The organism is Taylorella asinigenitalis MCE3 (assembly GCF_000226625.1).
Classification (GTDB): domain Bacteria; phylum Pseudomonadota; class Gammaproteobacteria; order Burkholderiales; family Burkholderiaceae_B; genus Taylorella; species Taylorella asinigenitalis.
Window position 1 is genome coordinate 19,172 of the sequence record NC_016043.1, and the last position, 12,258, is coordinate 31,429.

Annotated in this window: 13 protein-coding genes; 5 read left to right on the plus strand and 8 right to left on the minus strand. The window is 37.9% G+C overall.

The genetic code is table 11. The features are described 5' to 3' along the window. Both hemN and TASI_RS00080 read left to right on the plus strand, forming a co-directional pair. A complete protein-coding gene (hemN, locus tag TASI_RS00075) occupies positions 1 to 1,368 on the plus strand; it encodes an oxygen-independent coproporphyrinogen III oxidase (protein ID WP_014110705.1) in 1,368 nt (455 codons plus the stop codon). A gap of 17 nt (positions 1,369 to 1,385) precedes the next feature. Beyond that, positions 1,386 to 2,234: a class I SAM-dependent methyltransferase gene (locus TASI_RS00080; protein WP_014110706.1), complete on the plus strand. Its 849-nt coding sequence runs from the start codon at positions 1,386 to 1,388 to the stop codon at positions 2,232 to 2,234. Here the strand turns inward: TASI_RS00080 and gluQRS are convergent. The 6 genes from gluQRS to argS form a co-directional block, all read right to left on the minus strand. Then, entirely contained in the window at positions 2,206 to 3,093 is an 888-nt protein-coding gene (gene gluQRS, locus TASI_RS00085; RefSeq protein WP_044977849.1) for a tRNA glutamyl-Q(34) synthetase GluQRS, read from the minus strand. The two genes, TASI_RS00080 and gluQRS, sit on opposite strands and share 29 nt — an antisense overlap. Further along, complete coding sequence (locus TASI_RS00090; RefSeq protein ID WP_228359742.1) at positions 3,074 to 3,571, minus strand: Smg family protein; 498 nt, start codon at positions 3,569 to 3,571, stop codon at positions 3,074 to 3,076. The genes gluQRS and TASI_RS00090 overlap by 20 nt, the downstream gene beginning before the upstream one ends. Before the next feature lie 10 nt (positions 3,572 to 3,581). Then, positions 3,582 to 4,370, minus strand: a complete 789-nt coding sequence (locus TASI_RS00095) for an RsiV family protein (protein ID WP_014110709.1) — start codon at positions 4,368 to 4,370, stop codon at positions 3,582 to 3,584. A gap of 46 nt (positions 4,371 to 4,416) precedes the next feature. Next, positions 4,417 to 5,028, minus strand: a complete 612-nt coding sequence (locus TASI_RS00100) for a thiol:disulfide interchange protein DsbA/DsbL (RefSeq protein WP_014110710.1) — start codon at positions 5,026 to 5,028, stop codon at positions 4,417 to 4,419. Positions 5,029 to 5,136: 108 nt separating this feature from the next. Beyond that, complete coding sequence (locus TASI_RS00105) at positions 5,137 to 5,973, minus strand: SPOR domain-containing protein (RefSeq protein WP_014110711.1); 837 nt, start codon at positions 5,971 to 5,973, stop codon at positions 5,137 to 5,139. Between the two features lies 1 nt (position 5,974). Beyond that, on the minus strand, positions 5,975 to 7,657 hold the full coding sequence (gene argS / locus TASI_RS00110) for an arginine--tRNA ligase (protein ID WP_014110712.1): 1,683 nt from the start codon (positions 7,655 to 7,657) through the stop codon (positions 5,975 to 5,977). A 129-nt stretch (positions 7,658 to 7,786) separates the two neighbouring features. On the opposite strand from argS, the gene TASI_RS00115 reads away from it, so the two are divergent. Continuing rightward, the gene (locus TASI_RS00115; RefSeq protein ID WP_014110713.1) at positions 7,787 to 8,149 is read left to right on the plus strand and encodes a DUF1840 domain-containing protein; all 363 of its coding nucleotides are present in this window, start codon (positions 7,787 to 7,789) and stop codon (positions 8,147 to 8,149) included. A gap of 46 nt (positions 8,150 to 8,195) precedes the next feature. Here the strand turns inward: TASI_RS00115 and leuA are convergent, their stop codons facing one another. Beyond that, positions 8,196 to 9,869 (minus strand): 2-isopropylmalate synthase, encoded by a 1,674-nt coding sequence (gene leuA, locus TASI_RS00120; RefSeq protein WP_014110714.1) that lies wholly within the window; start codon positions 9,867 to 9,869, stop codon positions 8,196 to 8,198. A gap of 3 nt (positions 9,870 to 9,872) precedes the next feature. After that, positions 9,873 to 11,069, minus strand: a complete 1,197-nt coding sequence (locus TASI_RS00125) for a hypothetical protein (protein ID WP_014110715.1) — start codon at positions 11,067 to 11,069, stop codon at positions 9,873 to 9,875. Positions 11,070 to 11,162: 93 nt separating this feature from the next. Between TASI_RS00125 and TASI_RS00130 the strand changes: the two genes are divergently transcribed. Beyond that, positions 11,163 to 11,834, plus strand: a complete 672-nt coding sequence (locus tag TASI_RS00130; RefSeq protein WP_014110716.1) for a tetratricopeptide repeat protein — start codon at positions 11,163 to 11,165, stop codon at positions 11,832 to 11,834. Positions 11,835 to 11,913: 79 nt separating this feature from the next. Next, entirely contained in the window at positions 11,914 to 12,105 is a 192-nt protein-coding gene (locus tag TASI_RS00135) for a (2Fe-2S)-binding protein (RefSeq protein WP_014110717.1), read from the plus strand. Positions 12,106 to 12,258: the final 153 nt, after the last annotated feature.

Genomic DNA, 12,258 nt, shown 5'->3' on the forward strand with positions numbered 1-12,258 from the left:
ATGCAAAATCTGATACAAAAATATAATATTCCTGGTCCAAGGTATACCAGTTATCCTACTGTACCTTATTGGGACGATAGTACATTTTCACCTGAAGCGTATTTGGAATCTTTAAGTAGAAGTTTTAAAGAATCTAATACTAAAGAAGGTATTAGTATCTACATACATCTTCCATTCTGTGAGCAATTATGCACATTCTGTGCCTGTCATAAGCGAATCACTAAAAAACATTCTGTTGAAGAGCCCTATATAGAGGCTGTATTGAAGGAGTGGAAGCTTTATCTCGATTTATTTAAGGACGTGGTTAATGTAAAAGAGATTCATCTTGGGGGTGGCACTCCTACATTTTTTAAACCAGAAAATTTGCGTAAATTAATCGAGGGTTTGTTTGCGGATGGGCAGGCTAAAGTCGCACCAAATCACAGTTTTAGCTTTGAAGGTCATCCAAATAACACAACTGAAGATCATCTTAAAACTTTATATTATTTAGGATTTAGAAGAGCTAGTTTTGGTGTGCAAGACTACGATCCTATAGTTCAAAAAGCTATAAATCGTAAGCAGCTTTTCTCTGATGTGGAACATATTACAAATGCGGCTAGGGATATTGGATTTGATAGCATTAGCCATGATTTAGTGTTCGGATTGCCATTCCAGAATTGGGAGCGAATGGAATATACCATTCGCAAAACGATTGAGCTAAAACCAGATAGATTGGCGTTTTATAGTTATGCTCACGTACCTTGGATTAAGGGGGTTGGTCAGCGCGGTTTTGATGAGGGTGATTTACCTTCAGGAGAGGAAAAACGCAAACTATACGAAAATGGGAAGTTGCTACTACAAGAATTGGGATATGTTGAAGTAGGGATGGACCACTTTTCATTGCCAACAGATGAACTCTATCAATCTATGCTCAATAAAAAAATTCATCGCAATTTTATGGGCTATACATCCTCAAGTACGCAAGTGATGGTTGGTCTAGGAGCATCTTCAATAGGCGATTCTTGGTATGGTTTTGTTCAAAATATCAAAGAAGTTGAAGCGTATTATGAGGGGCTTGCAAAGGGTGGATTCCCTTTCTTGCGTGGGCATATTCTAAGTGATGAGGATCTCATTATTAGAAGACATATTTTGAATATTATGTGTTTGCTTGAAACAAGCTGGGAACAAGAGTCCATGCAATTCCCAGAGCTACCTCAGGTGCTAGTTAGATTAGAAGAAATGCAGTCTGACGGACTTTTAGAAATATATCCTAATGGTCTTAAAGTTACTGATGCTGGAAGAACTTATGTGAGAAATATCTGTATGGCTTTTGATTTACGCATGTTACGCAATCAGCCTGAGACACGCATATTTTCTATGACAGTTTAGGGACTGGGGCTTTTAGCATGGCTAAGGATATTCGCGAACAACTCACAGAGATAAAACCAGAGCAAAGTATAGAGCTTTTAAAAGAGTTGCATATTCTCACTCGCGACGGAAAAATAAATCAAGATAGTCGCAGAAAGCTTAAGCAAGTCTATCATTTGTATCAGTTTATATTGCCACTAATGCAAGATGTGGTGCTGCAGAATGATGGGAAATTGGTATTGGTGGATCATGGAGCAGGCAAGTCATATTTAGGATTTATTCTTTATGATTTGTTTATTAAGTCTATATCAGATGCTTTGGTTATTGGCATTGAATCACGCACTGAACTTGTTCAAAAATCTCGTGAGTTGTCGGATAAATTGGGTTTTTCCAATGGCATGAAATTCTTCAATATGCTTGTTGAAGAAGCTCTCACTAGTCCTAAAATTCCTTATAGAGTGGATATTGTGACGGCCCTGCATGCCTGTGATACTGCGACAGATGATGCATTGAAATTTGGTCTTACTAAAAAGGCGAAATACATTGTTTTGATTCCATGTTGTCAGGCGGAAGTCGCATCAGTATTACGACGCGATAAAGGTTCAGTCTTAGGAAAAACATCATTTTCAGAACTTTGGCGTCACCCTATACATACGAGAGAATTTGGATCGCATCTCACAAATGTGTTGCGTTGTTTGCAGCTTGAAGCCATGGGTTATCAAGTTACAGTGACGGAATTAGTGGGCTGGGAGCATTCGATGAAAAATGAACTTATTATCGCTAAAAATATTGGGCAATGTCGCAAAAGTTCTCGTGCACGTCAGATTGAAATTCTCGAGTCCTATCATTTAGGGGCACTTAAAGAGCGTTTTGCTTACGATATTTAGTCGCCCAAAGTTCACAAGCCTTAGCCCAAAAATCTTCCAAACTCATATCACTAATTTCTGTAGAATTGAATCGCTCAAAGCCTAAGATACCGAGGCAATAATTTAGATTCACAATCGGATTTGAGTTAGTGCTTTCAATAGCACTTGCATGATTTTGTTTGGATAATTTGCGGCCGTGCTCGTCGAGGATAAGAGGCACGTGCATGTACGAAGGCATTGCCACATTAAGATAATCCATAAGGGCCATCTGCCTGCAAGTCGAATCGAGCAAATCCATCCCGCGCACGATATCCGTGACACCTTGATCCATATCATCGACCACAACGACCATCTGGTACGCAAACAGGCCATCCGCTCTTTTAACGATAATATCGCCCACTTCGAGAAATGGGTTCTGCTGCACGTGGCCAGCCATGCGGTCCTCGAATGAATAGAGTTTGTCGGGCATTATTAGACGCCATGATCTCGGTGGCAATGACGTCCCCTCCCTACACTTTCCATCATATCGCCTATCAGCGGTTTCTCTCCGTGTGCAAGAGCAGCCATACACTAAATCACGAGCACGTAAATTCTCGAAAATCTCCCCGTATCGAGCGATGCGATTTGATTGATACACGACTGACCCATCCCAATGCATTCCATAAAACTCAAGCTGTTGCATAATTTGCGAATCGGCCCCTGACACAACTCTTGGCGTATCTATGTCCTCTATTCGCAAAAGCCACTGTCCATTATGAACGCGTGCGTCTAAATAGCTTGCAAGAGCAGCAAGTAAAGAGCCCAAGTGAAGCGGTCCACTTGGGCTGGGAGCGAAACGGCCTATATAACGGCCTGAATACTTAGTTGTATTGGATAACACTGTCAGCTGCTAGAAGCTCGTGAATTATCTGCTTATCGACTGGAAAATTTTGATTCCACATAACAAGCAAAGTTAAAACTTTCATATTTGAAATGGTGAGGAAATCAGGATTAATGGCCATGCAATAATTAATCACTACTTCTCTTAAATAAGGTGGCAATGCTCCCTGATAATCCATCGATTGTAAGTAGTGAACGCCTGCAACACCGATATGTCTAAACTCTCTATCAGTGAAAATACGTAAGCTTTGTGGATGATCGAAATCGGTGGCTTGCTCGCAGGTTTCTGTCAGAAGCATAAGCCAATCCATAGCATCATCTATCTCTTCCTCGCAGAAGCCTGCGTCTGAGAGTCGCTTATAAAGGATATCTACCGTAGGGCAGTTATCTGGCGTCTGATAATTCTCCATGATGTGCAATAATACATTGAACATACCAACCTCCAAAGCTTGCTCAGATAAATCTATTTTACAGTTCAATTTAAAAACTTCAAGATTTATTTGGCAAATATTCAGGCTTCAAATATTCTTTAATTTCATCATATGACAAAAAAACCCTCTGTGGTCCAAAAACATATGGCAATAATTCATATGGGTTGTAAGAAAAAATTATGCCATCATTATTGAATTCAAAATTTTCTGACAAAAAGAACTCGGTATTTCTTGCTATATCAGGGTCTATTTTGTTATTAGAACTATTTTTTAAAAAGTTCTTTCTGGCAATGGATTTCACAGTCTCAACTGCTTCAGGTTTAATAATATCTTTTATAGAGATAATTTTTTTCTTTTCAGTATCGTAATTAAATAATTTCTGATTAGAATTGCCGTGAGCCGCTCCAAGAATGTAGGAATCACTAACGGTTGAGTACATCATTACGTCTTTATGCTTACCTAAAAATGAAGTTTCTATGGAAACGTAACTATATCCATTGAAATCTTTGAACTTTTCATCCTCTTTTTTTAAAAAATCATAAATATCATTAACTAAAGCATCAATATTATCTGGATCATATTTGTATTGAATATCTTCCTTATCATCAAAATTGAAGGAATCAACGAGATCTACTATGTAATCGTTAATCGCCTGATTAACCACTGGATAGTCAGTATCAATGATATATATTTTTAATAATGGACATCTAGGTGCACAAGTATCCGATTCAGCTAATTCGTAAGGAGTGGTCAGAAGGGTAGAGACAAACTTATACCCTTCTGCATGAATAAAACTTGAAGTTAATGTAAGAGAGCTTAAAAGCAGAAGTTTTGAAAGTATATTCATGGAAGTCCCCTAGAATGATTTATACAAATCAATTCTAAGGGATAAATTAATTCATTTTGATTAATTCTTTCACTAACTTGATTGTGTCTTGATAAGAACCCGTCATACTTGGAGAAGTCAAGTATTTACCAGCTACGACAAATGTAGGAGTTGCATCGATATTGTAAGTTTTTTGTTTCTCAGAGGCTTGTTTTGTTTTCATAGAAACCCCAAAAGAATCAAAAGCTTTTAGAAATTCGTCCTTATTAACGCCTTTAGATTCAGCCCAAGATGCCATTTCTTCTTTATTAAAAAGTTTCATGCGATCTTTATGTAGAGCTGTATAAAACTCTGAATGTAAATCTAATTTCCCCAGCGCTTCAAGAGTATAGTATAGTTTTTGGAATGGTACCATAGCTTCATTAAAAGCAATAGGAACTAATACAAGCTTCACATTCTCTGGAAGTTCCTTTTTCAAATTTTCGACCATAGGGTTTATAGCTGCACAATGGCTGCAGGTATAAGAAAAGAATTCCAAAACTTCAGTTTTATTTGGAGTTTCTGATGGAATTGGTTTATCGAAAGTTTGATACTGTGCACTACTTTGAGCAAAAACTGTAGTTGAAAACAGTAATGCTAAAAGGGCGAAAAAATTAGATATATATTTTTTAATTTGCATAAAAATCTCGTTAACTTTTAACTATTCAATTTTAGGTGCTAAGAATAGAAAAAAAGCCCACTTGTATGGAATTGTAATTGATATAAGGACTTCAAATAGTTACTAAAATTATGGAAGTTGAGAAATACGTTTTCTCGCAGTGTCGTAATCCAATTTAGATGTGTAAGGGCCTACTCTAACTTTATAAAATTTAATACCTCGTTCTTTGATTGAAATAACCTTAGCTCCTTTCAGTCCCCGCATAAGAAGTTGTGCTCTATATCTATCTGCATCAGGCTTATCTAAAAATCTTCCCGTCACAATAAATTTTTTGAATGCAGGCTCAGCAGGTTCAGCTGGCTCAGTTTCTGCTTTGGGCTTAGAATCTTGTTCCTCAGAAACTCGAACTTTAATAGAATCTTTTTCGGTTTGTGAAGTTTCATCCGTCGCAACTTCAGTTTCATCCGCCGCCCCTTCAGTTTCATCCGCCGCAACTTCAGTCTCAGCCGTGTTACTCGCTTCTTTGTTTACTGGCTCAGCTGGTTCTGTTGATACAGCTTGTGTTGTCGAGGCATCTTGCGACTTAGACTCAGGAGCAGTGCTTGCCTCTTTTTCTTGTGGCAATGCTCCCTCGCTCTGCCCCTTATTTAATGCCAACATAGCCCCTAGGGCATCACTCGATTCCTCTTTTTTTGTCGGTTCGCTTTGCTTAGATTTTGTATTATCTTGGCTGGCCTGAGTTGGCTTGGTGACAGTTGGCTTGGTAGTGGAGGCTTGAGTAGATTTAGTGGTTTCGCTTTGGACAGTGGCAGTCTTCTGGCCGTCCGTTTTTATAGACTTAGAATTAAAAAAATATGTGGCAATGGCTGCGAATACCAGCCCCAAAGCCAATCCAAAAATCATCCACGCAAATCCAGAAGAGGATTTGCGGGAATTTTTAACTCTTTTAGTCTTTGTCCTAGCCATTTTACATATCAGTGGGAGCGGATACTCCCAATAAATCTAGACCATTTGATAATACTTGCTTTGTAGCATCAGCAAGAGCTAGTCTAGCTAATTTTAGTGATATATCATCCACGAAAACTTTTTCGGCACTATACCAAGAGTGAAAATCTCTTGCTAAATCGGTAAGCCAAAATGCAACTAAGTGTGGAGAAAGCTCTTTTATTGCAAGTTGAATTAAATCAGGAAGTTCAGATAGTCTTTTGAGAAGATTAAGTTCAGTCGAAGCAGTTAATAAACTTATATCCGCTTGATCAACTTGTTGAGCTAATTCACCACTATCCCTCAAAAGCTTACAAATTCTAGCATGAGCATATTGAATATAGAAAACAGGATTTTCTTCTTTTTTGCTTAGAGCTAAATCAATATCGAATGTAAATTCAGTATCTGCCTTCCTTTGAATGAGGAAAAACCGAGTGGCATCTTGTCCAACCCAATCTATCAAATCACGCATAGTCACATAAGATCCAGCACGTTTTGAAATTTTTACTTCCTCACCATTTCGCATAACGCGAACCATTTTGTGTAGGATATAGTTTGGATAATCTTTTGGAATCCCTAAGTTTAGACCTTGCAAACCTGCTCGAACACGTGCCACAGTGCCATGATGATCGCTTCCTTGAATATCGATTGCTTTTTGAAATCCTCTATCCCATTTTGTTTTATGGTAAGCAACATCTGGTAAAAAATAAGTATAGGACCCATCTGATTTACGCATTACGCGATCTTTATCGTCCCCAGTATCCAATTCCGTAGTGCGTAACCATAAAGCACCATCTTTCTCGAAAGTATGGCCGTTCTTAGCTAGTATGTTTACTACTTCATCTACTTTACCGTCTGTATATAGTGAACTTTCAAGATAGTACTTATCGAATTTAAGATTAAAAGCAAGCAAATCTAAATCCTGTTCACGCCTTAAATAAGCTACAGCAAATTTTCTAATATCCTCAATATTTTCAATATCTCCCGAAGCCGTAACTTCAATATCATCTGCTTTTACGGTTTTTTTATTTAAATAATCTGTGGCAATGTCCTTGATATACTCACCCCTATATCCATCAGCTGGAAACTCAGGATCATCTGGTGATATACCTTTCAGCCTAGCTTGTACACTGAAAGCTAAATTATTAATTTGGTTACCTGCATCGTTGTAATAGAACTCTCTGTGAACGTTATAACCAGCAGCTTCAAGCAGTCTACAAATACAATCCCCAAGAGCCGCCTGTCTTGCGTGACCTACGTGCAAAGGTCCCGTTGGATTTGCAGATACGAATTCAACCATAACCTTTTTATTGTTCTTTGGAAAATCTCCAAAAGTCTCTCTTTGAGTTTGTATATGGTGAATTATGTCCTGATGAACAGAGATATTAAATTTAAAATTTATAAATCCAGGACCTGCAATCTCAACACTATCCAATAGATTAGTAGTTGATGGATTTGAGCGAATCGTATCAACAATATCTTGTGCAACCTCTCTAGGATTTCTTTTTAAAGGTTTTGCTAATTGCATGGCAATGTTTGTAGATAGGTCGCCATGTTCTGGATTTTTTGGTCTCTCTAAATGAACTTTAGTGTCTGTTAGATCAAATAAATGTTTTATTGCTTGAGAAATAATCTCATTAAGATCATTTTGATGAGAAGGGAGCATGAATGAAATATTCGAAGTCTGTAAATCATTGAAATTTTATCATATAGCCGACCCCATAATAAATCTGCAATTTTCATAATTTAGTGCGAAATTCTAGAATAGAATAAAGCAATTCTATAGGAGATAATTATGTTGGTTACCTTTTCTTCAAAATCTAGCGGCGATGTTGTTATGCTTGAAAAACATGCTTTGCAAGTATTAAATGCAATTGGGCGTAATTACCCAGCATTGCCACCAGAGGGTGTAATAACTCACGAGCAATTAGATGAGAGTATTAAAAATCTTGAAGCGGCTGTAGCATCAATTTCGGATAATCCAGAGGAAGAACTCGTTAAAAATGAGGAAGAGGATGCGGAGCAGGCTGAAAAGAAACCTATAGATGAATTTGTAGGACTTGGTCAGAGGGCATTCCCGCTTCTTGATATGATGCGTAAGGCTTCAAAAGGAAACGCAGATGACCAAGTAGTTTGGAGATCAGCTAATTCTTGGTAGCTAATACAAAAAGGCTCCCATTAATAGGGAGCTTTTTATTTCTTTGTTAGAGCTTAGAATTAAGGTGACGGTTTATTGCACTTAAAACAGCTTTAAAAGATGCGGTCACTATATCTTTATTAATACCTACTCCAAATCCAGTCTGAGAATCACCAAGACGCAATTCTACATAGCAGACTGCATTAGTTGATTCACCAGAGCCCATCGCATGCTCGTGATAGTCCATAAATTGCAATGGTAAATTTAGGGCATCGATAAAGGCTGATAGTGCACCATTTCCCTCGCCATTGATTTTGCTTACTTGACCATCTTTAATTAATTCAGCCTCGATTTTAAAGCGTTGATTTCCAGAGTTATCAGAGAATGTTGAAATCTGATGGTGACCAAGAGTGTATGGATGTGTTTGATCAAGATACTCTTTATTAAAAATATCGAAAACAGCGTTGCCGTTTACTTCTTTGCCTGTTTCATCAGTAACTTTCTGAATCGCACGACTAAATTCAATTTGAAGTCTTCTCGGTAAATTAAACCCATGTTCGTTTTCAAGTAGATATGAAACGCCGCCTTTTCCTGACTGACTATTAACGCGAATTACCGCATCATAGCTGCGACCTAAATCCGCAGGATCAATTGGAAGATAAGGAACCTCCCACGGTTCATCTGGTTTTTGTTTGGCAAACCCTTTTTTGATTGCATCCTGATGCGACCCTGAGAATGCGGTGAACACTAAATCTCCAACATAAGGATGACGTGGATGCACTGGCAATTGATTGCAATACTCAACTGTATTTCTGACAGAATCGATATCAGAAAAATCAAGTCCAGGATGTATTCCTTGGGTATAGAGATTAAGTGCAAGTGTCACTAAATCAACGTTACCTGTACGTTCGCCACTTCCGAAAATACAACCTTCAACCCTATCAGCTCCAGCCATCACTGCAAGCTCAGCAGCAGCAACTGCAGTCCCACGGTCATTATGAGGATGAACTGAAACAATACAATTTTCACGATTTTTAACGTGAGTGCAGAAATATTCTATTTGGTCTGCATATATATTTGGAGTTGTCGATTCAATAGTTGCTGGGAGATTAAAAATTATCTTCTTCTCTGGCGATGCTCCCCACTCTTGTGCTACTAAATCACAAACTTCAACTGCAAATTCTGGTTCAGTAGTGCTAAAAACTTCAGGTGAATATTCAAGATACCACTTAGTCTCAGGATATTTAGCTATCGCCTCTTTAACCCAATTCACACCCTTGCAAGCCAATTCCTTAACTTGAGGTTTGTCCATATTAAAGACAATTTTTCGAAACGACGGGGCGGTCGCATTATAAAAATGAAGAATCGCCTGTTTGGCTCCAGCACAAGCTTCAACAGTTCTATCGATAAGATCCTGTCTGGCTTGCGTAAGCACGATAATACGTACATCATCTGGAATAAGATTTTCCGTAATCAGTTGACGCACAAAATCAAAGTCCGTTTGCGAAGCCGATGGAAAACCAACCTCAATCTCTTTTAATCCAATTTGAACTAAATGTTTAAAAAATCTCAGCTTCCTTTCAGCATTCATTGGCTCAATAAGAGATTGATTGCCGTCTCGCAGGTCCGTACTCATCCAAATAGGAGGCTTAGTAATAGACTTGCTCGGCCATGTGCGAGCGGAAAAATCATGATCAAATGGTTTGAAAGGTATATATTTTTTTGCTGGATTTTCTATCATAAGTTAATTATTTTTTTTTGGATTATTTATAAAGTTTACTTTAGGAATATTAGTTTGCGGAGTGGCAATAGGCACGTCTTCATTATTTTGTATTTGACTATGACCTAAAGTCGGCTCTACACGTGATTGTACAGCTTGATTAAATTGGGCAGCAGTTTGAGGGTGAGCAGCCACAAAACCATCTGAAACAGAAGGTATTTGAGTAGATGCTTGTTGTGGCTTAGCTTGAGCCTGAGCTGCAGTTCTAGAAATTTGAGCTTCCTGGCTCATTTGTCCCTGCGGTGTTGTTTGCTGTTGATATTGTGGTACGGCTTGGGCTTGTTGATTTTGATGCATCATTTGTGCATGATGAGCCTGTTGCATCGTTTGACCAGGAGTACTAATTTGTTGTCCTTGAGCTTGTGCAGGAGCCTTAGGCTGAGTTTGAGTAGGTGCTAGAGGTTTCACAGTTGGTTGTACCTGAGGTTGAGCTGATGCCTGAGCCTGAGCCTGAGCAGCAACTGGAGTAGGAGCTGGAGCAGCTTTGATCGCATCATTTGGCTTAGTTTGAGGCACTTGATTTGGTGCAACATCTTCTTGCTTGTTTAAATTCAAGTCAACATTACTAAGCACACGCTCAACTTTTTGTTTCTCTGCCATTAGACGATTTGTCTGAAGTAGATGATTTTTATCATTATTCAAATGTTCTGGGATTATTCCAAGAAGATTTGCCTCTTTTTCAACTACATTAAGTAATTCAACTCTATCAGCCTTTAATTGTTGCTTTGTTTCTCTAAGGTCTTTAATGGTGATTGGCTCTCTTTGGCTTTCCCAAACCCATGCTAATACTTTACGACCTTCTGGACTTAATTCGTGAATTAAATTATCAACGGCTTCGTAGTGAGGAATAATATCTCCAGCCCTACGAATGCTCCCGTTAATCCATGAAATAAGAGAGAGCAAAATAATTAAAGATATCAAGGCAATTAGGCCAATCCAGATATATTGACCATTTTGTTCAAGAAAAGTCACAACCTGATCGCTATATTGTGCTAGAGGTTTATAGTCAATAGTTTGAGAATACTTATAAAGTTCATAGGCACCCCAAGCCCAAAGACCTAGGATTAGAATAAATACAAAGAATCTAAGAAAATTTCTTCCTCTAGAAAGTTTACCTATTGTTCTGTTAATAACTGAAATATCATGTTTGTTTTTAGACATTTTGAGCCTCGGATGTATGCAGTGTTACCGTATTTTACTAAATATTTCATATATTAAAATTACAATAATAGAACCACATCTTTATGTAAAACTATGAAATTTAATAAATATTTATTGGCTGTAAGCGTATGCATTGCCACCCCAGCTATGGCTCAGAGTTCAATGGAAACTATCGAAAGTAACTGTTTAACGGGCGATGCAAAAAGTTGCTTGGTAGCTGGGTATGCAAATCTTAATGGTGTTAAAGCTGAAAAAAATGTAACAAAATCCGAAACATTATTTGAGCGTGGATGTACCTTGGGAGAATTAGAGGCTTGCCATGTAATTGCGACAAGATTTAATAAATCTGACTCTTATAAAAGACTTAGTGAATTGTGCAGTAAAGGACACGATGCTAGTTGTGCCTCTAAAGCATACTCAGAGCTAGAAGGACTTTCGACAAAGAAAAATGTGAAGAAAGGTATTCAAACGGCTCAAGCTTCCTGTGATAATTCAGGAAGTCAATCATGTACCATCCTGGCTTCTATATATTTTTTAGGCCTATATAGCCAGAAGATTGATAATGATAAGGGCGTTTCTTATCTAGAAAAATCATGTAAATTAAAAATGTACTCTTCCTGCAAGCAAGTAGCTAAGATCTATTCTGAAGGGCGATTGATTAAGCCAAATGCGGAGAAGGTTTTAGAGTCGCTTTCCACTATGTGCTCTCTTGGAGATAAAAAAAGCTGTTCCACTATTGAAACATATAGAGGCAAAACTCAATGAGAATGCGAATAATTATTATTGCTTTTTGTATTTAATTCTTTATAATAGACACAGATTAAATTTTTTAACTTTAGAAAAAATGTTTGTCTGTATCTGTAATGGTATTCGTGACGTTGACGTTAAGGAAGCTGTCTCACAAGGAGCCTCAACTCTAGAGGACTTACAAGCAACACTTGGTGTTGCTACTTGTTGCGGATGTTGTGCGTCTTGTGCAGAATCTTATATTCAAAAAGACGAAGAGACTCTTATCGTTGAGCCATCCTTAGTTTAATTTATTGTTTGTTTCAAAAGCCCCTCGAAGGTCGCTTCTCTATGGGGCGATTGTTAATGATAATAATTGAGATTTATCAAATAACCCAAAAAATTGTTATTTTTTTAAAACACCCCTAGAATTAATCTCATACTAATAATATTCAAAGGTGTT

Bases quoted from the DNA above. Each gene is read 5' to 3' on its own strand.
- hemN (WP_014110705.1), top strand. From the start codon at position 1: ATGCAAAATCTGATACAAAAATATAATATTCCTGGTCCAAGGTATACC.
- TASI_RS00080 (WP_014110706.1), top strand. From the start codon at position 1,386: ATGGCTAAGGATATTCGCGAACAACTCACAGAGATAAAACCAGAGCAA.
- TASI_RS00095 (WP_014110709.1), bottom strand. From the start codon at position 4,370: ATGAATATACTTTCAAAACTTCTGCTTTTAAGCTCTCTTACATTAACT.
- TASI_RS00100 (WP_014110710.1), bottom strand. From the start codon at position 5,028: ATGCAAATTAAAAAATATATATCTAATTTTTTCGCCCTTTTAGCATTA.
- TASI_RS00105 (WP_014110711.1), bottom strand. From the start codon at position 5,973: ATGGCTAGGACAAAGACTAAAAGAGTTAAAAATTCCCGCAAATCCTCT.
- argS (WP_014110712.1), bottom strand. From the start codon at position 7,657: ATGCTCCCTTCTCATCAAAATGATCTTAATGAGATTATTTCTCAAGCA.
- TASI_RS00115 (WP_014110713.1), top strand. From the start codon at position 7,787: ATGTTGGTTACCTTTTCTTCAAAATCTAGCGGCGATGTTGTTATGCTT.
- leuA (WP_014110714.1), bottom strand. From the start codon at position 9,869: ATGATAGAAAATCCAGCAAAAAAATATATACCTTTCAAACCATTTGAT.
- TASI_RS00125 (WP_014110715.1), bottom strand. From the start codon at position 11,069: ATGTCTAAAAACAAACATGATATTTCAGTTATTAACAGAACAATAGGT.
- TASI_RS00130 (WP_014110716.1), top strand. From the start codon at position 11,163: ATGAAATTTAATAAATATTTATTGGCTGTAAGCGTATGCATTGCCACC.
- TASI_RS00135 (WP_014110717.1), top strand. From the start codon at position 11,914: ATGTTTGTCTGTATCTGTAATGGTATTCGTGACGTTGACGTTAAGGAA.